Raw genomic sequence first — 21,084 nt, forward strand, 5'->3', positions numbered from 1 at the left:
CATGCATATTCTCGCCACCACATCCTCGTCTCTGGACGATCTGATCGAGCCGGTTGATCTCAACCAGCCCCGTTCGGATGTGGTGGTCATGTCTTTTTCAACGAGTGATCTTGCCGGGCTGGAACAGGTGTGGCGGCAAGCCGAGCCTGGCCTTCCGTCGCTATCCGCCGCGAACCTCTCCGAGCTTCGCCATCCGATGTCGGTCGATCTTTGGATCGAAAAGACGGCGGAACATGCCAGCGTCATTCTTATCCGGATTCTGGGTGGCGCGGAGCGCTGGCGTTACGGTGTTGAACAGCTTGCCATTCTCGCCCGGCGGCGGGGCATAAAACTGCTGCTCCTGCCGGGCGAATGCAGCGAGAGGGACGAAAAACTCGAGGCGGCCTCAACCGTTGATCGGCAAATTCTGGCCTCTGTCCTCTCCTTCTTCCGCGAGGGTGGGCGCGAGAATATGGGTCGGCTTGCCGCTGGTCTTGCGGCGCTTGCAAGCGGTGGCGCATGGCCGGATATCGAGGCCCAGCCGCTGCCGAAAGCCGGCTTCTACCGGCCGGGTAAAGGTGTCGTGGACCAGGGGGAAGCCAGCGCAGGTTTCTCCGCCGGTGCAGCCATCCTGCCGGTTCTCTTTTACCGCTCCATGCTTCTGGCAGGCGATGCTGCGCCCGTGGACGCGCTTTTTCACGCACTATCGCAGCGCGGTTTTGCGCCATTGCCGATTTTTGTCAGCGGCCTGAAGGATGGGGAAGCGATCCGTTTTCTCGAAACGGTGCTACCTGATCTGGAGCCCGCCGCAATCATTGCCGCCACGGCCTTTGCCAGTCAGACGGATGAAGGTGGCAAGACACTCTTCGATCGTCTCGGGGTGCCGGTGTTTCAGGTGGTCATGGCGACCACGCGACGGGATGGCTGGTCCGAGAATGCGCGTGGTCTTAACCCGTCAGATCTTGCCATGCATGTGGTCCTGCCGGAACTCGATGGCAGGATTCTTGCCGGTGCGATTTCGTTCAAGCAAGTGCGGACCGATGGCGGTGTCAGTCTCCTGAACGTGCCCGAAGCCGATCGTGTGGAGCAGGTGGCAAACCGTATCGCCGCCTTTTTGCGGTTGAAGCAATCTGCCCCACAGGAGCGGCACATCGTCATTCTGATGCCGGATTATCCCGGTGCCGCGCCGGGGCGCACCGGTTATGCCGTCGGTCTCGATGTGCCGCAGAGCGTGCTTGAAATGCTGCGCGATCTTGACGGGGCGGGATATGCGGTTTCGGATATTCCCGAAACGGCAAGGGCCTTGCTGGATTGCGTCGAGCAGCAGGAAGCGACTGTCGAATTTTCAGCCTATCAGGATTTTCTCGCGGGTTTGCCGCAGGAGGCGGTCGCCTCTCTGGATGCGACCTGGGGTTCGGCCGAACAGGACGATGCGCTTGTCAATGGCGCATTCCGTTTCCGCGTCGCCCGTTTCGGGAAGGTGTTCGTGGCGCTGGCACCGGACCGTGGACGAAACGAGGATAGGCGGGTGGATTATCATGATCCTGCTTTGCCGCCGCGCCATGCACTGGTTGCCTTCGGTGTGTGGATGCAGCGGGTCGCAGGCGCGCATGCCATCGTGCATGTGGGCGCGCACGGTACGCTGGAATGGTTGCCGGGCAAGACGGTGGCGCTTTCCCGGGATTGTTTTCCCGAGATCGTCACGGGCTCGTTGCCGGTGGTCTATCCTTTCATCGTGTCCAATCCGGGCGAAGCGGCTGTCGCCAAGCGGCGGATTGCCGCTGTCACCATCGGACATGTTCCACCGGTGCTGATAGATGCCGGGCTTTCGCCGGACCAATCTGCGCTGGAGCAGCTGGTCGATGAATATGCACAGGCGGACGGGCTGGATCGTCGTCGTCGCGACCGGCTGGCGAAACTGATTGTCGAAAAAGCGCTGGAAACCGGGCTAGCGGCGGATGCTGGGGTGGGGGCGACGGATGACGCCGATGCGGCACTGTCACGCATCGACGCGTTTCTTTGTGACCTCAAGGATTTCGCAATCAAGGACGGCCAGCATATTTTCGGTCGTTCACCCGAAGGCGAGACCGATCTTCTGAGGCTTGAAAGCGCTGCGGCGGAAAAAGCAGCTCTGCTTGCAGCGCTCGCGGGCCGGCATGTTATCCCCGGCCCTTCCGGCGCACCTGCGCGCGGACGGCTTGACGTGCTGCCGACTGGTCGCAACCTTTATGCCGCTGATCCACGCACCATGCCGACGCCGACGGCTTTTGAACTGGGCCGCATGGCGGGCGAAGAGGTACTGCGTCACCATCTGCAATCCCATGGAGACTGGCCGAAACATCTGGTTTTCGATCTCTGGGGCAGCGCCAGCCTGCGCAATGGCGGCGAGGATGTAGGACAGGCGCTGCATCTGATGGGCACCAGACCGATCCATGACCCTGCGACGGGGCGCGTTACCGGCATCGAGGTTCTGCCGCCAGCCAGTATCGGGCGGCCGCGTGTCGATGTCACATTTCGGATTTCCGGCCTGTTCCGCGACATGTTTCCGGCGCTTATCGCTCTTCTCGATGCTGCCGCCAAGGCGGTCGCGCGGCGGGACGAAGCGCCGGGCGACAATCCGCTTTCGGAAGAAGCGGCCGCGCTCGGTCATATACCGGCGCGCATCTTCGGTTCGGCGCCCGGCACCTATGGTGCGGGCATAGAGGAAAAACTCGCCAGCGGAAAATGGGACGAACGTGAGGATTTGGGGCAGGCCTATCTGGACGCGGCAAGCCATGCCTTCGGCGGCGAAGATGGGCTTGAGATTTTCGAGGATACCGGTTTTGTGGAACTGGTACGGCGGGCCGATCTTCTGGTTCACACCGGCGACGATCCCGGCCGCGATCTTCTTGACGGTTCTTCCGATGTTGCCTTCATGGGCGGTTTTTCTGCCGCAAAGGCCGCCCTTGGCGGCGTTGCCGATATTGTCGCACTGGATACGACCGATCCGGCGCGTCCACGCGCGCGATCCGTTTCACAGGCGCTGACGCGGGTTGTTCGGGCCCGCGCCATCAATCCACGCTTCATTGCCGGCCAGATGCGGCACGGCCCGCGCGGGGCGGCGGAATTTGCTGAGACGGTTGACCGGCTGATCGGCTTTGCCGAAACCACCCATGCGGTTTCCTCCTCACTGATCGAGGCAGTCTATGACGCCTATTTCGGCAATGAGGAGGTTCGCGACTTCATCCTGCGGGAAAATCCGAAGGCGGCGGAGGTGATGGCGGCGCGCTTTTTATCCGCTCGCCGTCGCGGCCTGTGGCATAGCCGGCGCAATGCGGTCGATGCCGAGCTCGAAATGTTGATCCTCCCGCGCCCTGAAAGGGTGAGCGCATGAGGACGGCCGTTTCCGAACCGGTTCAGCCATTCGGCCGCCGTGGGATGTGTCCAGCCCTATCGACACCGATGCTGACCGGTGACGGTTTTCTGTCGCGGATCGCATTCGAGGCGGATATCACGCCCCATGACATGATGGCGCTTTGCGATCTCGCGGAGCGGCATGGCAACGGTCTGATCGACATAACAGCGCGCGGCAACCTGCAATTTCGCGGCCTGACGCCGGAAAGCGCCTGCGCCCTGGAGAATGATGTTCTGGCGCGCGGTTTGCCGCTTCGGGAAGGGCTAGCCGTCGAGGCTTCTGTTCTTGCCGGTCGGGACGCGCGGGAAATCGCCGATGGCAGTTCTCTTGCTGACGAGATTCGCAGAGAGGTTGGCGCGCTGGCGCTGCATGAAAAGCTCGCAGCGAAAATGTCCGTTGTCATTGACGGCGGCGGCCTTCCCTCAATGGCAGATTTGCTGGCCGATATTCGCCTGAAAGCGGTGCGGCAGGACGGGCAGGTTTTCTGGCAATTGTTTGTTGGCGGCCCCGAGAGCAGGGCGCTGCGCGCGGGATTGGTTGAGACGGACAATGCGGCTGATGTTGTCCTGCTGCTGCTTGTCTATCTTGCCGGCCAAGGGGTGTCTGCCCGGGGCCGTGATCTGGATCAGCAAACGATAAAAGCGATCTGCGGCGATCGTCTGCTGGATTGCGCAATTGAGAGAGAGGCGCTCGCGCCTTCTTCGCCTTTGGGGCTGATCCTGGCGGATAAGGGTATTTTTGCCGCCGGTATCGCGCCTGCTTTCGGACAAGTCCGGGCCTCCGATCTATCGCGGCTCTGCGAGCGGGTGCGCGCAATCGGTATAGAAACATTGCGGCCGTCACTCAATCATAGCCTGCTATTCTTCGGTTCATGGGATACCTGCTTTGCGGTGCTGGAAGTGGCCAGGGCTTCCGGTTTCATCATTGCGGCAGATGATGTGCGGTCTTTCATTGCCGTCTGTCCCGGGGTGCCGGGGTGCGCTTCGGCTTTCCTTCCCACACATGATCTGGCCGCCTTTGCGTCGAAGGAACTGGTCTCTCTGCTCGATGGGTCATTTACGCTGCATATTTCCGGCTGCGGAAAGGGCTGCGCGTATCCTGCCCCATCACTTCTCACTTTTTCCGGCAGCGCCGATGGCCTGGGCTTTTCGATTTCGGGCCGCGCCTGCGACGCGCAGGACGGTATTTTACCTTTTGAGCAGCAGAGGACGGCGCTTTCGCGGCTTGCCCGTCTTTACGAAAAAGAACATAAGCCCGGGGAAAACGCGGCCAACTTCTTTGCCCGGCTGGGCAAACAGGTGATCGGCGCGGCGCTTCGACAGGATGACCGATGACTGACTATGACTATATTCGCGACGGCAATGCGATCTATGAGCGCTCCTTCGCCATCATTCGCGAAGAGGCGGATTTGTCCGCCTTTACCGAAGAACAGGCGGATATCGCCATTCGCATGATCCACGCCTGCGGGCAGGTGGAGGCGGCCAGCCATTTCCGCTTTTCGCCGGATTTTGTTGCCGCGGCACGCGGTGCCCTGCTCGCCGGCAGGCCGGTTCTCTGCGATGCGGAAATGGTTGCCCATGGCGTAACGCGTGCCCGCCTTCCGGTTGATAATGAGGTGGTCTGCACCCTTCGCGATCCCCGCACGCCGGAGCTGGCAAAAAAGATCGGCAACACCCGCTCCGCCGCCGCGCTTGACCTGTGGGCAGAGAAAATGGACGGCGCTCTGGTTGCCATTGGCAATGCGCCGACTGCACTGTTCTATCTGCTTGAGATGCTGGAAAAAGGTGCTGCACGCCCGGCCGCCATCATCGGCATGCCGGTTGGCTTTGTCGGTGCGGCGGAATCGAAAGACGCGCTGGAGGCAAGTTCGCTCGGCATTCCCTATGCCATCGTCAAGGGACGCATGGGTGGTTCGGCGATGACGGCTGCCGCTGTCAATGCGGTTGCGAGGGCTGGCCTGTGAGCGCGGCTCTTTTTGAACATCCGAAGGGTAAACTCGTGGGCGTCGGCACCGGCCCCGGCGATCCCGAGCTTTTGACGCTGAAGGCTGTCCGCGCCATTGAAAATGCCGATGTGCTTGCCTTCTTCTGCAAGAAAGGCAGCAGCGGCAACGGTCGCGGTATTGTCGAAGCCTTCATCCGGCCCGGAACGCTGGAAATGCCGCTGGTCTATCCGGTAACCGTCGAAAGCGATAAAAATGGCAACGATTACCGCGATGCCATTGCCGCCTTTTTCGATCAGTCGGCGAAGGACATCGCTGTGCATCTCGAAGCCGGGCGCAATGTCGCCGTGCTGTCGGAAGGCGATCCGTTGTTTTACGGTTCTTATATGCACCTTCATCTGCGGCTTGCGCCGTCTTACCCGGCGGAGGTCGTTGCTGGCATCACGGCCATGTCCGGCTGCTGGTCCATGGCCGGTCTCCCGCTGGTGCAGGGCGATGATATTTTGAGCGTGCTTCCCGGCACGCTTGGTGAAGATGTGCTGACGGAACGTCTGTCCGGCACGGATGGTGCCGTTATCATGAAGGTGGGGCGCAACCTTCCAAAAATTCGCCGGGCGCTGGAAAAAGCGGGTAAGCTCAACGAGGCGCTTTATGTCGAGCGCGGCACCATGGCCAACAGCCATGCGGTGCGGCTCATCGAACGTGATGCATCGCCTGCCCCCTATTTTTCGCTGGTTCTGGTGCCGGGTTGGAAAACCAGACCCTCTGCAGGTGAAAAGCCATGACCGGCAGGCTGGTCGTTGTCGGCCTCGGCCCCGGCAGTGCGGCGCAGGTAACGCCGGAGGCGCTTGCCGCCGTCGAGGTGTCGGAGGATTTCTTCGGCTATATTCCCTATCTCGACCGTCTATCGCTGAGACCCGATCAACGCCGCCATGCTTCGGACAATCGTGAGGAAATCTCCCGCGCCGAACAGGCGCTGCGGCTTGCGGCCGAGGGCGGCAAGGTCTGTGTGGTGTCCGGCGGTGATCCCGGTGTTTTCGCCATGGCGGCGGCGGTTTGCGAGGCGATCGAAAGCGGCCCCGCCGAATGGCGCGATATCGATTTCTCCGTCGTGCCGGGTGTGACAGCCATGCTGGCCGTGGCCGCAAAGGCCGGCGCGCCGCTTGGTCATGACTTCTGCGCCATTTCGCTATCGGATAATCTGAAACCCTGGGGCATTATCGAAAAGCGTTTGATCGCGGCGGCTGAGGCCGGATTTGTAATGGCTTTCTACAATCCCGTCAGCAAGGCGCGTCCGCACCAGCTCGGTACCGCTTTTGATCTGTTGCGGGCACATTTGCCAGCCTCAGTGCCCGTAATCTTCGGACGGGCCGCCGGACGGGCGGATGAGCGTGTTCGTGTCGTGCCCCTGTCGGAAGCAACGAGCGATATGGCGGATATGGCCACCTGCATCATCGTCGGTTCGGTTGAAACCCGTCTGATCGAGCGCTCTGGCAAAGAACCGCTGGTTTATTCGCCGCGTTTTTCAAGAAGAGAGAGCTGATGGTGGATGGCGGTGAGCGCGGATGCAATATCCGTCACGGTCGCGCCATCCGGGGACGCGTCGTTCCGCCGTTGCGGCCGGTCGATCATGATGACCGGCAGGCCGAGCCGTCTTGCGGCTTCGATCTTGCCATAGCTCGCGCTGCCGCCGGAGTTTTTCGAGACCACCGTCTCGATGCGGTTTTCTTCCAGCATGCGGATTTCGTCGTCCAAAGCAAAGGGGCCGCGCGCGGTAATATAGCGCGCATGCGGCAGTTTCAGTGGCGGCTCCACCGGATCGACGCTGCGGATGAGATAGCTGTGCTGGGGCGCGGCTTCGAAAGGAAGAAGCTCCTGCCGTCCCAAAGCCAGAAACACGCGCCTGCCTTCGCTGCCGAGCGCGGTGACAGCCTGTTCGACGCTGTCGACCTCATGCCACCTGTCACCCGGCTGGCGCTGCCAGGCAGGGCGCGAAAGAACGACCAGCGGAACTTTGGCAAGCCCTGCGGCCTCAATGGCATTGGCGGAAATCTTCGCCGCATAGGGATGGGTGGCATCCACCAGAATATCGAAACCCCCGGTGCGAATGAAATCCGCAAGACCGCCCGCGCCGCCAAAACCGCCGCTGCGCATCGGCACCGGCTGTTCGACCGGCGAGAGCGTGCGGCCGGCCATGGAGAGCAGAATTCGGTAGCCGGGTTCTTCGGCCAGCCTGCCGGCCAGAATACGGGCATCCGCCGTGCCGCCAAGGATGAGTATGGAGCGTGTCATGACGTCTGAATATTCCGGAACGGGCGATGCTTCCACAGAAAAGAAAGAAAAGCCCTGGCTTTCCATCGTCGGTATTGGTGAGGATGGGCTCGAAGGGTTGGGCCGGAACGCGATTGAGGCGATAGAGGCGGCCGAGGTGATTTTCGGCGGCAAACGCCATCTGGAACTGGCGGCTGCGGCCATTCATGGTGAAGCACGGCGCTGGCCGGTGCCGTTCGACACGGATATGGGCGATGTCGTGGCGCTGCGCGGCAAAAGGGTTTGCGTTCTGGCTTCCGGCGATCCGTTCTTTTATGGCGTCGGTGTTACGCTTCTGCGGCGTATCGATGCGGGTGAGACAGTTTCTTATCCCTCGCCCTCCGCTTTCTCGCTGGCCGCCGCACGGCTTGGCTGGGCGCTGCAATCGGTCGACTGCATTTCGCTGCACGGGCGTTCCATCGATCTCTTGCGGCCGTATCTCCATGCCGGTGCGCGGATCATCGCGCTTACCTCGGACGCCCACGCCCCGGCCTTGATCGCGGAATTGTTGTCCGATTTGGGTTTCGGCCAGTCGGAATTCATCTTGCTCGAAGCCCTGGGTGGAGAGCGGGAGAGGCGGCGGCAGGTCAGGGCGGCTGATTTCGCATTTGCTGATATTGATCCGCTGAATGTGGTGGCGATTGATGTTGTGGCGGATGAGGGTGCGCGTATTCTGCCTTTCACATGTGGGCTTGATGACAGCCTGTTCGAACATGACGGGCAAATCACCAAGCGTGAAATCCGCGCGGTGACACTTTCCTCTCTTGCCCCACGGCGGGGCGAGTTGCTGTGGGATATCGGTGCCGGTTCGGGTTCAATCGGCATAGAATGGATGCTGTCGCACCACTCGCTCCGCGCCATCGCCATAGAACAACACCCGGAAAGGGCAGAGCGTATCGCTCGTAATGCCGAAGCTTTCGGTGTTCCGGGGCTTGAGGTCATGATCGGCGCGGCCCCTGCGGCTTTTGAAGGCTTGCCTCAGCCGGATGCGATTTTCATTGGCGGCGGCGGCAGTGAAGCGGGCGTGCTAGAGGGAGCTATGGAGGCCCTGAAACCCGGCGGGCGGCTGGTTGCCAATGCGGTGACGCTGGAAATGGAGGCTATGCTTCTTGCCGCACATGCACGGCACGGCGGCTCGATGATCCGTCTGGATGTGTCGCGGGTGGCGGCTGTCGGTTCCATGTCGGGCTGGCGTCCGGCAATGCCGGTGACGCAATGGAGCTGGAACAAGCCATGGTGACCGTGGCTGGCATAGGTTGTCGCAGAGGCACGGGTTCAGATGCTGTTATTGCCGCCGTGCGCGCTGCGGAGCATGCTTTGGGAATGAGGGCGGAACGCTTGGCGACTGCGCCGCTCAAAGCCGATGAAGCCGGTCTTGTGGAAGCGGCGAAAAGCCTGTCGCTGCCGCTTGAAATCGTATCGCAGGAGCGGCTCGAGGCGGTTGCTTCGAAAACAATGACATTTTCACAGGCAAGCCTTGATTATGCCGGCTCGCCGAGCGTGAGCGAAGCGGCGGCGCTTGCCGCCGCCGGAGAGAATGCAAGGCTGGTCGCGCCGCGTCTTGTCGTTGGCGATGTGACTGTGGCCATCGCAACGACTGACGATGCCCCACGCGATAGCGGCTGTGCCATCGAATATGGAGAACAACAATGACGGTTCATTTCATCGGCGCCGGTCCGGGCGCCGCCGATCTCATTACGGTGCGCGGGCGCGATCTTATCGCCGCCTGCCCGGTGTGTCTTTATGCCGGGTCGCTGGTTCCGAAGGCGCTTATCGAATATTGCCCGCCGGGCGCCCGCATCGTCGATACGGCAGCACTTTCGCTGGATGAGATCGAGGCGGAATTCGTGGCCGCAGCAAAGGCCGGCAAGGATGTGGCGCGGCTGCATTCCGGCGACCTTTCCGTCTGGAGCGCCATGGGCGAACAGATTCGCCGTCTGGAGCGACTGGGTCTCGATTATACCGTCACGCCCGGCGTGCCCTCCTTTGCCGCTGCGGCCGCCACTTTGCAGCGGGAACTGACGGTGCCGGAAGTGGCGCAGAGCCTTGTGCTGACCCGCATTTCCGGGCGCGCATCGAAGATGCCCGAGGGTGAGACACTGAAGGCTTTCGGTGCGACGGGCGCAACGCTCGCCGTCCATCTCGCCATTCATGCCATCGGCACGGTGGTGGAAGAGCTGACGCCGCTTTACGGCTCCGACTGCCCGGTCGCCATCGTCGTTCGCGCGTCCTGGCCGGATGAGCGGGTTATCAGTGGCACCCTGTTCGACATTGAGGACAAGCTCGCCGCCGAACCGGTGGAGCGGACGGCCCTGATCTTCGTTGGGCGTGGACTTGCCTCGACAGATTTTCGCGAAAGCGCGCTTTATAGCACCGACTATGTGCGGCGGTTCCGGTCTCCGAAGGAAGATGCGCAGGGCTGATGCGACGGCGTGGAGGCGGTGCGCCCTTTGAGCGTGCCCTGACGATCGAACACCAGAATATCGAGCGCAATGGCCGGCGTCTTCAGCGCCGCCGCTGCGGTAACCCAGGCTTTTTCCGCCACGATCGCGCCGAGGTCTATCCCTGCGCGTTCGGCCAGCTCAAAGGCGTGCGCGACCATATTGGCCTGACGGATGGCAATGGCGAGATTTTCATCTCCTCCGGCTTCCATCGCCAGTGCCGCCAGCGCATCGAGATCGGCGAGCCCCTTCTTGGAGTGCACGTCGAGCATGCCCTGGGCAAGCTTGGTCATCTTGGCGACGCCGCCGGCAATCGTCACCCGCTCGACGGGGTGGCTGCGCAGATATTTCAGCATGCCGCCGATGAAATCGCCCATGTCGATCAGCGCGGTTTCCGGCAGATCGTAAAGCGCCTGCCCGGCTTTTTCGGAGGTGTTGCCGGTGGCGCCCAGCACATGGGTGCAGCCGGTCGCACGCGCCACATCGATACCGCGCCAGATGGAGTGAATCCACGCCGAGCAGGAAAAGGGAATGACGATGCCGGTGGTGCCGAGGATGGAAATGCCGCCGACGATGCCGAGCCTGCCGTTCAGGGTTTTCTCCGCCAGTTTCTCGCCATCGCGGACGGAAATCTCGACCTCGAAATCGGCCTCTTCGCCAGCCACTTCGCGAATGGCGGTTTCGATCATCTTGCGCGGCACGGGGTTGATGGCGGGTTCTCCCGGCGGCAAGGGCAGGCCTGGCCGGGTGATGGTGCCGACGCCCTTTCCGGCCTTGAAGGTGATGCCGCTTCCCGGCTGACCTCGTCTAACCGTGCTTTCGATCAGCGCACCATGGGTAACGTCCGGATCGTCTCCGGCATCCTTGACGACGCCGGCGCGCGCGAAGTTTTCGCCCTTTTCCTCGGTGGCGAGGGAAAATGCCGGCCTCGCGCCGCTTGGAAGTTCGACCTCGACAGGGTAAGGAAACTCGCCGGTCAGAAGGGCGGCGCAGGCCGCCTTCGTGGCGGCTGCCGCGCAGGTGCCCGTGGTCCAGCCGCGGCGAAGGGTCTTTCCATCCGTATCCATATGAATTTCTATAGCCGGGACGGCTTTTTCCGTCATCGTTAAAAAGCAGCCAAGAAGAATGTCGATAGCGCAGATTTTGAACAGCATTGCCGCAAAAGGTCCGGTCTTCGAGGCCGGTGACGTCTGGCTCGCGGGTGCAGGGCCGGGCGATGTGCGTTATCTGACGCTGGAAGTGGCGCTCGCGCTGTCTCAGGCCGATATCATCGTGCGTGATGCGCTGGTGAGCGACGAAGTCATAGCGCTTGGTCCGCAGGCGGAGATTGTTTTTGCGGGCAAAAGGGGTGGCAAGCCCTCCGCGACACAGGACGATATTACCGCTTCACTGATCGATTTCGCCGGCCAGGGCAAAAAGGTGCTGCGGCTGAAGGGCGGTGATCCCTTTATTTTCGGGCGCGGCGGTGAAGAGGCGGAGGCGCTTGTCCATGCCGGCATTCCGTTTCGCATATTGCCGGGCATGACCTCGTCGTTCACAGCGCTTGCTTCAGCCCGCATCCCCGCAACCATGCGCGGCATCAGCCGCGCCGTAACGCTGGCCACTGGCCACGCGGCGGGCACGGAAGAGGATCTGGACTGGCTGGCGCTGGCGAAAACACGCGAACCCATCGTCGTTTATATGGGGCTGAAGAATATCGGTACGATCGCCGATCTTCTGATGCAGGGTGGCCGTTCCGGCGAAACGCCGGTCGCCGTCATCATGTCGGCAACGACGGCGCAGGAGCGGATTTTCATCGGCACACTGGAAAGCATAGCTGACGATGCAAAGCGGGAAAATTTCGAAGCGCCAGCTTTGATCGTCATTGGCGAGATTGTTTCGATGCGGGCGCGTCTTGGAGTTTCCGGTTCATGACGGCGCGGGCGATCATCATTGGTGCGCCGCGCTCGGGCTCTGGCAAGACCAGCGTGACCATCGGCTTGCTCCGGGCCTTTGCCCGACGCGGTATCAAGGTGCGCGGCATCAAGACGGGGCCTGACTACATCGATCCCGGTTTCCATGCCTTCGCCACCGGCACATCGGGTCTTAATCTGGATAGCTGGGCCATGCGGCCGGAATTGCTGCGGTATCTGTTTTCGCAGCAGACCGGGGATGCGGAACTTGTTCTGATCGAAAGCGCCATGGGCCTGTTCGACGGTATTCCGGTTGCGGAAAATCGCACGGGTTCGGCGGCGGATCTGGCGCGGCTGTTCGGCATTCCCGTCCTGCTGGTGCTCGACGTGTCCGGCCAGTCGCAGACGGCCGCTGCCGTCGCCCATGGTTTTGCCCACTACGATCCGGCCGTTACCATGGCGGCCGTTGTGCTGAACCGGGCGGGCAGCGAAAGACACCGGACGCTGTGTACGGAAGCCATCGAAAGAATCGGCCTTCCCGTTGCCGGCTGTGTGCTGCGTGATCCTTCGCTCATCCTGCCCGAGCGGCATCTGGGGCTGGTGCAGGCCAGCGAACATCCGGAGATCGATGCGCATATCGAACGGCTGGCGGATGCGATGGAAAAATCCATTGATCTCGATGCCCTGTTTTCTCTCGCCGCGCCGGTGAATGTGCCTTCCGGCTCGGTGGACGCGGCGATTGCACCACCCGGCCAGCGCATCGCGCTGGCGGAGGATGCGGCGTTCACTTTCCTTTATCCGCATCTCAGGAAGCATTGGCAGTCGGCCGGGGCCGAGATCGTGCCGTTCTCCCCGCTCGCGGATGAGGCGCCTGACGGGAGCTGCGATATCTGCTGGCTACCGGGAGGGTATCCCGAGCTTTTTGCCGGAAAGCTTGCGGATGCGGCTGGCTTCAAGGCCGGCCTTGCCCGCTTTGCCGCGACAAAGCCCGTTCATGGCGAGTGCGGCGGTTACATGGTGCTCGGCGAGGCGCTGGAAGATGCGGATGGCGTGACCCATGCCATGACCGGGCTTCTGTCCCATGCCACCAGCTTTGCGACGCGCAAGATGAATCTCGGCTACCGGCAGGCAACAATCGCGGCAAGCGGACCGCTCGGCACGGCGGGTGATGTTCTGCGCGGCCATGAATTCCATTATGCGCGGGTTACCGATGCCGGCCGCGATGAGCCCTTCGCCCAGATTGCTGACGGGCAGGGTCGTCCGCTCGGGCCATCAGGTGGCAGAAGAGGTTTTGTCTCGGGCACCTTTTTCCATGCCATTGCCAGAGGCGGTTGATCGTTTCCCGTTGTGGTCCGTGGACCTGCGGCAAAGTGGACCAAGCTGCGAAAGTTTGTAGGCCTGGATCACGGGAAAGTGCTATAGATGTCTTTATAGGGCATGGAAGGGCGGAGTTATCTCCCGTGATCCATGTTCGATGAAGCGCGGTGGGACCGAAAGCCGCTTCATATGTCCCGGTCCGAACCTGCTCTCGCGCATTTATATCGAGCGTGCCTACCGATGATGAAACCCGGATTTTTTGTCTCCGCTGCTCTTGCCGCATCCATTCTGCTGGCCCCCTTGGGCACCGGTGTCGATGGCATGGCTGCCCATGGCGGTGAAGACTATGCGACGCTGGAAAAGCTCGGTGCCGCGCTGTTCGACGATCCCAGTCTTTCCATGAACCGCACCATGGCCTGTTCCACCTGCCATATGCAGGCCGCCGGTTTTTCCGATGCGCGGGAGAGCGATAAGGTGGGGCGGGACGTATCGCTCGGCGATGACGGCATTTCACTGGGTGACCGCAACGCGCCCACTGCAGCTTATGCCCGCTTCACGCCGCCTTTCGGCAGGAATGCGGCGGGAGAATATGTCGGCGGGCAGTTCTGGGATGGCCGCGCCTCCCTGCTTGAAGATCAGGCGGGCGGTCCGCCGCTCAATCCCCTCGAAATGGGCATGCCGGACAAGGCCTCGGTCGTCAAACGGCTCAGGGAAAACCCGGATTATGTCGCGGCTTTCGGCACGCAGTTCGGTAAGGATGTTTTTGCGAGCGACGACACCGCCTATGCCGCGATGACGAAGGCATTGGCCAGCTTTGAGCGCTCGGATGAGTTCTCCACCTTCGATTCCAAATATGACCGCTTCCTGCGCGGCGAGGAGAAGTTGACCGATCAGGAAGAGCTGGGCCGGGTTCTGATCTCCTCGACACAATTCACCAATTGCAATACCTGCCATGAAATCCGTGGTGCCAAGGGTCTGGAAGACGGCCTCTTCACCAACCACAAATATTTTAACATCGGCGTTCCCGCCAATATATCGGTTCGGGCCGTGAACGGCTCCAAGCCGGGCGCGGTCGATCTGGGTCTGGCGCAAAATCCTGGAGTTGCTGGCGATGCTGCCCAGCGTGGCAAGTTCAAGGTGCCGACGCTGCGCAATGTCGCCGTCACCGGTCCTTACATGCACAATGGCGTGTTCAAGGATTTGCGCACGGTGGTGCTGTTTTATGTGAAATATAAAAGCAAGAAGCCGAGCCGCCAGATCAATCCGGAAACGGGCAAGACGTGGGATGCGCCGGAAGTGCCTGAAAATATCGCCATGGCGGAACTGACATCCGCGCCTGCGCTGGACGACAAGCGTGTGGACGCCATCGTCGCCTTTCTGAAGACGCTGACTGACAAAAGATATGAGCATCTTCTGCCGAAGGAAGATGGGCAGGCGAACGCGCCGCCTGCCCAACCGGTTTCGTCGAGCGTTACGCCGAAAGCGCCTTGAATTCGGCGAGAACCGCATCACCCATTTCGGAGGTTCCGACCTGGCGGCTGCCCTCGGCCATGATGTCGGCGGTGCGGATGCCCTTGTCGAGCACGTTTGCGATCGCTGCTTCGAGCTTTGTTGCCTCATCCACCATGTTGAACGAGTAACGCAGGCACATGGCGAAGGACGCGATCATGGCGATGGGGTTGGCGATGCCCTTGCCGGCAATGTCAGGAGCCGAACCGTGCACCGGCTCATACATGGCCTTGCGCTTGCCGGTCTTGGCGTCAGGTGCGCCAAGCGAAGCGGAGGGCAGCATACCGAGTGAGCCGGTGAGCATGGCGGCGACGTCGGAGAGCATGTCGCCGAAGAGGTTGTCGGTGACGATCACGTCGAACTGCTTGGGCTTGCGCACCAGCTGCATGCCGCCGGCATCGGCCAGCATATGTTCCAGCTGAACATCTCTAAACTTGGCGGCGTGGGTTTCGGTGACCACCTGGTTCCACAAAACACCTGACTTCATCACGTTGCGCTTTTCCATCGAGCAGACGCGGTTGTCGCGGGTGCGGGCCAGTTCGAAAGCGACGCTGGCGATGCGCTCGATTTCGAAAGTGTCGTAGATCTGCGTGTCGATGCCGCGCTTCTGGCCGTTGCCGAGATCGATGATCTGCTTCGGTTCACCGAAATAAACGCCGCCCGTCAGCTCGCGGACGATGAGGATATCGAGGCCTTCGACCAGTTCCGGCTTCAGCGAGGAAGCGGCGGCAAGCGCCGGGTAGCAGATGGCGGGGCGCAAATTGGCGAAGAGTTCGAGATCCTTGCGCAGGCGAAGCAGACCGGCTTCCGGGCGGTGCTCGTAGGGCACGCCGTCCCATTTCGGGCCGCCGACGGCGCCGAACAGGATCGCATCGGCGGCAAGCGCCTTCTCCATATCCGCATCGGAAATCGCAACGCCATGGGCGTCATAGGCAGAGCCGCCGACCAGACCTTCCGAGACGGTGAAACCGGCATTGTGCGCGCTGTTCATATAATCGATCAGCTTGCGAACTTCGGCCATGGCTTCGGGGCCGATACCGTCACCGGGCAGCAGGAAAAGCGAACGGACTGTCATGAGAAACCCTCCTTGGGCGGCGCGCCGAAAAACATCCTGAAGGGTTTTCGATTGCGGCGAGCGCGGCGTCAAACTCATTCCGTCCTGCACATGGCAAATCGTATCGCGGCCGGACGGGATCGGAGGCTTCTTATCTCCGCCTCAAGGGCTTTTCAAGCAAAGCAAAAGCCGATCCGGTACTGTTTGGTACAGGATCGGCTTTTTTGAAGAGCGGAAATGTGGTCAGGCCCAGGGGCGGACCGAGGCATTTGCCTTTTCGAACGTGTCGATGGCGCCGGAATGTTCCAGCGTCAGGCCGATATCATCAAGACCGTTCAGCATGCAATGGCGCTTGAATTCATCGATCTCGAAGGTGATCGTGCCGCCATCGGGGCCGCTGATTTCCTGACTTTCCAGATCGACGGAGAGAACGGCGTTCGATCCGCGCGACGCATCGTCCAGCAGCTTTTCGAGGTTTTCGGGGCTGACGACGATCGGCAGGATGCCGTTCTTGAAACAGTTATTGTAGAAGATATCGGCGAAGCTGGTGGAAATCACGCAGCGGATGCCGAAATCGAGAAGCGCCCATGGCGCATGTTCGCGCGAGGAGCCGCAACCGAAATTGTCGCCGGCGACAAGGATCTGGGCGTTCTGGTAGGCGGGTTTGTTCAGCACGAAATCCGGGTTTGGCGATCCATCCTCAAGATAGCGCGACTCGGCGAAAAGGCCCTTTCCGAGGCCTGTGCGCTTGATGGTCTTCAGATAGTCTTTCGGAATGATCATATCGGTGTCGATATTGACAACCGGCATAGGCGCCGCAACGCCCGTCAGCTTCGTGAACTTTTCCATCTGTCGCTTCCCGTGTTTCCCTTGAACAAAATCCGGCACTGGCCAAAGGCTGCCGCATGTTCTCTGCCGGGAAATACTGCAAAACTCGGCGCTTTAGAAGCGCAAACCCGCGTTCTTCGGTACGCCTCGTGCGGCGCCCGCGCATTTTGACCGGATCAAACGATCTCAGAGATCGATAATCGTGCCTTTGCCGTCGTTCCAGACACGCATATCGCGCTGGTTGCGGGGCTTGACCGGAATGGGGGCCGGCTTCAGACGCGCCGAAAGCAGACGGGCAGCGCTAAGAACGGCGAGTACGCCGATAAAAGCGACAGTGAGCGACGCCGTGAAAAGAGCGACAATCGCCAGAATTGCGATGCCGGAGGCGGCGATGAAAAATGAACGGATGCCTTGCATGATTCAACCTTTCTTTCCAGACGAATGTGGGCCTTCTTCTTCCGGCTTGCAAGAGGATTCGGTGGATTGTCAGGTTGCAGATGTCACAAAAGCTTGACACAAGTGCGGCATGACTAATTTTTTCGGAAATATTCTTGTGAGACCGCGCCGTTCGCTGCTGTCGGTTCCGGCCATCAATGCCAGAGCGCTCGAAAAAATCCGCGATCTCGATTGTGATGGGGTAATCCTTGATCTCGAGGATTCCGTTGCGCCGGAGATGAAGGGCGCAGCGCGGGAAAATCTCAGCAGGCTTTTTTCGGACGCGCCATTTGCCGGACGCGAGACCATTATCCGTATCAATCCGCTTTCCACGCCTGATGGGGCGGCGGATTTGAAGCTTGTGCTTTCCTGCCGGCCGGATGCGGTTTTACTGCCGAAGGTGGAGCAGCCCGCAGATATTCATGACGTGGCCGACCTTCTGGCGGAGGCCGATGCGCCCCAGGACCTGAAAATCTGGGCGATGATGGAGACGCCGCTCGGTGTTTTGAACGCCGCTGCGATTGCGGAGGCAGCGCATACGCCCGACGCACGGCTTGCCGCATTCGTTATAGGGCTGAATGATCTGCGCAAGGAAACGCGTGTTCCAGCCCTCCCCGGGCGAACCTATCTCGTACCCTGGATGATGCAGGTGGTGCTCGCCGCCCGCGCCTATGGCCTTGAGGTCATCGACAGCGTGTCCAACGATTTTCGAGACATTGCAGCTTTTGACAGTGAATGCGAACAGGGTCGCGCCATGGGGTTCGATGGCAAGATGCTGATCCACCCGGCACAGATCGAGCCGGCCAATCGGCACTTTGCGCCAGATGATGCCGCTGTTGCGGATGCGAGAGAGATTATTGCCGCTTTCGCAAAACCTGAATCTATGGAATTGAACGTCATCAACATGAACGGGCGGATGATCGAACGGCTGCATGTGGGGCAGGCCGAGAGGCTGGTCGCCATGGCCGATATCATCGCACAGAGAAAGGCAAAAAAGACGTGAAGGTCTATCGTTTCATAACCGGTCCCGATGACTCGAAGTTCTGCCATCGGGTCACCGAGGCGCTGAACAAGGGATGGGAGCTTGCCGGTTCGCCGAGCTACGCCTTCAACGCCGCAAGCGGCGTGATGCATTGCGGCCAGGCCGTGACCAAGGTGGTCGAGGGCAAGGAATACCATCCGGATATGAAGCTCGGCGAGCAATAAGACGCGCCGTCGGCGGGGCTATCGCTCCGCCGCGGCCTCGTCAGCGCTTTCTTCGATCCGCTCCATGTCATCATCTGAAAGGCCGAAATGATGGCCGATCTCGTGGATGAGGACATGGGTGATGATATCGCCCAGGGTTTCCTCGTTCTCGGCCCAATAGTCGAGAATGGGGCGACGATAAAGCGTGATGCGGTTCACCATCTCGCCCGTTTCCATGGTGAAACGTTCGGAGATGCCGCGTCCCTCAAACAGCCCGAGAAGATCGAAGGGTGTTTCGAGCGCCATGTCTTCGAACACGTCATCGGTCGGAAAATCGGCGATCTCGATGATGAGATCCTTCGTTAAGGCGCGGAATTCTTCTGGCAGGTGGCCATATGCCTCGATCGCAAGCGACTCGAAGGCGGAAAGTGTCGGCGCATGGCGGTCCCGCCAATCGTCGGTCTGGTCTATGCGGGCCATTTCTGCTCCTTGTTGGAAGGCCCATATAAACACTTGCTGCGCAAATTTCGAGACCCGACTGCTCCACCTGCCGAAAAAGCATGAAATTCTTGGCGTTACAGTTACTTTTCAAGCCGTCGTCATCTTGACATAAACGGACGTCTCGCGTAATCGGCACCCAAATTGATGGCGTAGTGCGCCTTCTGTTTATTCCGCCCCTCAAAAGGCGGCTTCACCGGCAGACATTCAAAGGGGCATTCAGTCCTGACGGATTTCCGCTACTCCGACTGATAAAAAGACGGCCAGCTTGCATATGCGGGCAGAGCCGGAACGAACATGAAAGGATAAAAAATGTTCGCAGTCATCAAGACCGGCGGTAAGCAGTACCGCGTAGCGGCCGACGCCGTGCTGACCATCGAAAAGCTGGAAGCAGAGGCAGGCGCAACTGTAGAATTCACCGAAGTTCTCGTTGTTGGCGAAGGCGCCGACGCCAAGTTCGGTGCACCCTTTGTCAAGGGCGCCATCGTCAAGGCTGAAGTTGTCGAGCACAATCGCGGCAAGAAGGTCATCGCCTTCAAGAAGCGTCGTCGTCAGAACTCCAAGCGTTCGCGCGGCCATCGTCAGCATCACACTGTCGTCCGCATCACGGACATCGTTGCTGCCTGATCGGCGCGACACGGGAAACAAGGTTTAAAGGAGAACTCCAATGGCACACAAAAAAGCTGGCGGTTCCTCGCGTAACGGTCGCGATTCCGAATCCAAGCGCCTTGGCGTGAAGAAGTTCGGCGGCGAAGCCGTCATTCCAGGCAACATTATTCTGCGTCAGCGCGGCACGCAGTGGCATCCGGGCGCCAATGTCGGCATCGGCAAGGACCACACGATTTTTGCGCTGACCGCAGGTAACGTGAACTTCCGCACGAAGGCCAACGGCCGCGTGTTCGTATCCGTGGCTCCGAAAGCGGAAGCCGCAGAATAAGCCGGTAAGCGTCATATGCAGCCGGTGTCCCATCGACCCGGCTGAGACGTATCAGGTTCAGTCAAGAAAACAGGGGAGATGGGGCACCACCCAACTCCCCTTTTTCTTTAACCTCATGGAGGGACTGAACCATGCAAGCTGAATTGTTAAGGGATGACCAATCACGGTCACCCGAGGAACGGCCGAGGCCCGATCGGTCGAGGAGCGATTGCCCCGTTTTACTGTCGCAGAGGCTGGTTTTACGCAAGCCTCACGAAGAAGACATCGACGCCCTTGCCCATCTTGCCAACAACGCCAATATCGCGACCATGGTGTCGCGTATGCCGCACCCGTACACGGCCAAAGACGCCGCGGACTTCGTGCGACGCACCAAAGCTGGCGAGATTGGCAAGTGCGTCTATGCGATTACCCGCATGGACAATGGCGAGTTTCTGGGCTGCTGCGCGCTGGAACCCCAGGAAGACGAAAAGACGCTGGAAATCGGTTACTGGCTGGGGGAACCCTACTGGAACCGGGGCTATATGACGGAAGCCGCGCATGCGCTGATCGACATGGCCTTCCGCACGCGTGAAATCGACCAGATCGATGCGCGTTGCCGGGTCACCAACATTCCCTCGCGTCGCGTCATCCAGAAGTGCGGTTTCCAGTTCCAGGGCTCCGGCATGGTTGGTTCGCTGGCGCTGGGCGGCATGGTGCCGGTTGAATGGTACCGGCTGGACCGCAAGACCTGGGTTTCGCTGAAGAGCTGGGGGGATATGGGATGAGCACGCTCGAGCTTACCCGTCGCCGTGCAGCTGCAACCGCAGCGCCGCCCGGCCCCTGCCCTGTCATTGAGACGTCGCGTCTTGTGCTGCGCCCGCAGCGGCTTTCCGATGCTGGTAGCATTGCGGAATCGCTTGGCGATTTCGCCGTGACCAGGATGCTGGCCCGTGTTCCCGCACCCTACCACAGGCAGGATGCGCTGGAATGGCTGGTTCTGCGCACTTCCGGCACCCTGCCCGACTGGGATTTCGCCATCACCAGTGGTGACGATACCCTGATCGGGGTTGTCTCGATCGAGCTGCGGCATGGCGAGTGGCATCTGGGCTACTGGCTCAACCGTTTCTACTGGGGCAAGGGTTACATGACCGAGGCGGTGGCTGCTGTGGTCGAGCGGTTCTTCCGCCGCATGCCGGGGGTGGTTCTCCATTCCGGCGTGTTCGCGGATAACCCTGCATCCCTGCGCGTGCAGGAGAAACTGGGCTTCCGGGTGACCGGCTGCCACCAGATCTATGCCACGGCGCGTGCCGCCATGGTGGCGCATATCGATACGGTGATCACGGCTGAGGATTTCATTCCGCCGCATCGCTGACACCTGAAGAGC

23 protein-coding genes are annotated in these 21,084 nt (G+C 60.7%); 17 read left to right on the forward strand and 6 right to left on the reverse strand.

Annotated features, from left to right (window positions below):
- The first annotated feature begins 1 nt into the window (after window position 1).
- The 5 genes from cobN to AC1ROR_RS18600 are packed head-to-tail and all read left to right on the forward strand — an operon-like array spanning window position 2 to window position 6,858.
- Window positions 2-3,352, forward strand: coding sequence for a cobaltochelatase subunit CobN (gene cobN, locus AC1ROR_RS18580; protein WP_498590324.1), 3,351 nt, complete (start codon window positions 2-4; stop codon window positions 3,350-3,352).
- A complete protein-coding gene (gene cobG, locus AC1ROR_RS18585) occupies window positions 3,349-4,707 on the forward strand; it encodes a precorrin-3B synthase (RefSeq protein WP_498590325.1) in 1,359 nt (452 codons plus the stop codon). Before cobN ends, cobG begins: the two co-directional genes overlap by 4 nt.
- Window positions 4,704-5,336 (forward strand): precorrin-8X methylmutase, encoded by a 633-nt coding sequence (locus tag AC1ROR_RS18590; RefSeq protein ID WP_498590326.1) that lies wholly within the window; start codon window positions 4,704-4,706, stop codon window positions 5,334-5,336. Before cobG ends, AC1ROR_RS18590 begins: the two co-directional genes overlap by 4 nt.
- Window positions 5,333-6,100, forward strand: a complete 768-nt coding sequence (locus AC1ROR_RS18595; RefSeq protein WP_498590327.1) for a precorrin-2 C(20)-methyltransferase — start codon at window positions 5,333-5,335, stop codon at window positions 6,098-6,100. Before AC1ROR_RS18590 ends, AC1ROR_RS18595 begins: the two co-directional genes overlap by 4 nt.
- Window positions 6,097-6,858: a precorrin-3B C(17)-methyltransferase gene (locus AC1ROR_RS18600; RefSeq protein ID WP_498590328.1), complete on the forward strand. Its 762-nt coding sequence runs from the start codon at window positions 6,097-6,099 to the stop codon at window positions 6,856-6,858. Before AC1ROR_RS18595 ends, AC1ROR_RS18600 begins: the two co-directional genes overlap by 4 nt.
- On the opposite strand, the gene AC1ROR_RS18605 is transcribed toward AC1ROR_RS18600, so the two are convergent.
- Complete coding sequence (locus AC1ROR_RS18605) at window positions 6,825-7,607, reverse strand: cobalt-precorrin-6A reductase (protein WP_498590329.1); 783 nt, start codon at window positions 7,605-7,607, stop codon at window positions 6,825-6,827. The two genes, AC1ROR_RS18600 and AC1ROR_RS18605, sit on opposite strands and share 34 nt — an antisense overlap.
- Between AC1ROR_RS18605 and cbiE the strand changes: the two genes are divergently transcribed.
- From cbiE to cobM, 3 genes are read left to right on the forward strand one after another with little or no spacing between them, the layout of a single operon-like run.
- On the forward strand, window positions 7,606-8,865 hold the full coding sequence (gene cbiE, locus AC1ROR_RS18610; RefSeq protein WP_498590330.1) for a precorrin-6y C5,15-methyltransferase (decarboxylating) subunit CbiE: 1,260 nt from the start codon (window positions 7,606-7,608) through the stop codon (window positions 8,863-8,865). The genes AC1ROR_RS18605 and cbiE overlap by 2 nt on opposite strands.
- Window positions 8,859-9,278, forward strand: a complete 420-nt coding sequence (locus tag AC1ROR_RS18615) for a cobalamin biosynthesis protein (RefSeq protein ID WP_498590449.1) — start codon at window positions 8,859-8,861, stop codon at window positions 9,276-9,278. The genes cbiE and AC1ROR_RS18615 overlap by 7 nt, the downstream gene beginning before the upstream one ends.
- Window positions 9,275-10,048, forward strand: a complete 774-nt coding sequence (gene cobM / locus AC1ROR_RS18620; RefSeq protein WP_498590331.1) for a precorrin-4 C(11)-methyltransferase — start codon at window positions 9,275-9,277, stop codon at window positions 10,046-10,048. Before AC1ROR_RS18615 ends, cobM begins: the two co-directional genes overlap by 4 nt.
- Here cobM and AC1ROR_RS18625 read toward each other — a convergent pair.
- Window positions 10,003-11,133 (reverse strand): cobalt-precorrin-5B (C(1))-methyltransferase, encoded by a 1,131-nt coding sequence (locus AC1ROR_RS18625; RefSeq protein ID WP_498590332.1) that lies wholly within the window; start codon window positions 11,131-11,133, stop codon window positions 10,003-10,005. The genes cobM and AC1ROR_RS18625 overlap by 46 nt on opposite strands.
- 58 nt (window positions 11,134-11,191) lie before the next feature.
- Between AC1ROR_RS18625 and cobA the strand changes: the two genes are divergently transcribed.
- The 3 genes from cobA to AC1ROR_RS18640 all read left to right on the forward strand — a co-directional run bounded on the left by cobA (window position 11,192) and on the right by AC1ROR_RS18640 (window position 14,766).
- Window positions 11,192-11,980: a uroporphyrinogen-III C-methyltransferase gene (gene cobA, locus AC1ROR_RS18630; protein WP_498590333.1), complete on the forward strand. Its 789-nt coding sequence runs from the start codon at window positions 11,192-11,194 to the stop codon at window positions 11,978-11,980.
- Window positions 11,977-13,293 carry a cobyrinic acid a,c-diamide synthase CobB gene (locus tag AC1ROR_RS18635; protein WP_498590334.1) on the forward strand — a complete coding sequence of 439 codons (1,317 nt, stop codon included), beginning with the start codon at window positions 11,977-11,979 and terminating at the stop codon, window positions 13,291-13,293. The genes cobA and AC1ROR_RS18635 overlap by 4 nt, the downstream gene beginning before the upstream one ends.
- Before the next feature lie 222 nt (window positions 13,294-13,515).
- Complete coding sequence (locus AC1ROR_RS18640) at window positions 13,516-14,766, forward strand: cytochrome-c peroxidase (RefSeq protein WP_498590335.1); 1,251 nt, start codon at window positions 13,516-13,518, stop codon at window positions 14,764-14,766.
- Here AC1ROR_RS18640 and leuB read toward each other — a convergent pair.
- The 3 genes from leuB to AC1ROR_RS18655 all read right to left on the reverse strand — a co-directional run bounded on the left by leuB (window position 14,747) and on the right by AC1ROR_RS18655 (window position 17,083).
- Window positions 14,747-15,859: a 3-isopropylmalate dehydrogenase gene (gene leuB / locus AC1ROR_RS18645; protein WP_031233748.1), complete on the reverse strand. Its 1,113-nt coding sequence runs from the start codon at window positions 15,857-15,859 to the stop codon at window positions 14,747-14,749. The genes AC1ROR_RS18640 and leuB overlap by 20 nt on opposite strands.
- Before the next feature lie 222 nt (window positions 15,860-16,081).
- Window positions 16,082-16,687: a 3-isopropylmalate dehydratase small subunit gene (leuD, locus tag AC1ROR_RS18650; RefSeq protein WP_020809820.1), complete on the reverse strand. Its 606-nt coding sequence runs from the start codon at window positions 16,685-16,687 to the stop codon at window positions 16,082-16,084.
- 165 nt (window positions 16,688-16,852) lie between these two features.
- Window positions 16,853-17,083, reverse strand: coding sequence for a hypothetical protein (locus tag AC1ROR_RS18655; RefSeq protein ID WP_020809819.1), 231 nt, complete (start codon window positions 17,081-17,083; stop codon window positions 16,853-16,855).
- A 109-nt stretch (window positions 17,084-17,192) separates the two neighbouring features.
- Here AC1ROR_RS18655 and AC1ROR_RS18660 point away from each other — a divergent pair, with 109 nt between their 5' ends.
- On the forward strand, window positions 17,193-18,104 hold the full coding sequence (locus AC1ROR_RS18660) for an HpcH/HpaI aldolase/citrate lyase family protein (protein WP_498590336.1): 912 nt from the start codon (window positions 17,193-17,195) through the stop codon (window positions 18,102-18,104).
- Window positions 18,101-18,307: a DUF1737 domain-containing protein gene (locus AC1ROR_RS18665; RefSeq protein WP_003492695.1), complete on the forward strand. Its 207-nt coding sequence runs from the start codon at window positions 18,101-18,103 to the stop codon at window positions 18,305-18,307. The genes AC1ROR_RS18660 and AC1ROR_RS18665 overlap by 4 nt, the downstream gene beginning before the upstream one ends.
- Before the next feature lie 18 nt (window positions 18,308-18,325).
- Here the strand turns inward: AC1ROR_RS18665 and AC1ROR_RS18670 are convergent, their stop codons facing one another.
- Entirely contained in the window at window positions 18,326-18,766 is a 441-nt protein-coding gene (locus AC1ROR_RS18670; RefSeq protein WP_003492693.1) for a metallopeptidase family protein, read from the reverse strand.
- Window positions 18,767-19,096: 330 nt separating this feature from the next.
- Here AC1ROR_RS18670 and rplU point away from each other — a divergent pair, with 330 nt between their 5' ends.
- The 4 genes from rplU to AC1ROR_RS18690 all read left to right on the forward strand — a co-directional run bounded on the left by rplU (window position 19,097) and on the right by AC1ROR_RS18690 (window position 21,072).
- Window positions 19,097-19,411, forward strand: a complete 315-nt coding sequence (rplU, locus tag AC1ROR_RS18675) for a 50S ribosomal protein L21 (RefSeq protein ID WP_003492690.1) — start codon at window positions 19,097-19,099, stop codon at window positions 19,409-19,411.
- Between the two features lie 40 nt (window positions 19,412-19,451).
- A complete protein-coding gene (gene rpmA, locus AC1ROR_RS18680) occupies window positions 19,452-19,721 on the forward strand; it encodes a 50S ribosomal protein L27 (protein WP_003492686.1) in 270 nt (89 codons plus the stop codon).
- Window positions 19,722-19,852: 131 nt separating this feature from the next.
- Window positions 19,853-20,485, forward strand: coding sequence for a GNAT family N-acetyltransferase (locus tag AC1ROR_RS18685; protein WP_498590337.1), 633 nt, complete (start codon window positions 19,853-19,855; stop codon window positions 20,483-20,485).
- Complete coding sequence (locus tag AC1ROR_RS18690; protein WP_003492677.1) at window positions 20,482-21,072, forward strand: GNAT family N-acetyltransferase; 591 nt, start codon at window positions 20,482-20,484, stop codon at window positions 21,070-21,072. The genes AC1ROR_RS18685 and AC1ROR_RS18690 overlap by 4 nt, the downstream gene beginning before the upstream one ends.
- Window positions 21,073-21,084: the final 12 nt, after the last annotated feature.

It is taken from the genome of Agrobacterium sp. GW821-FHT14E08, assembly GCF_058803865.1.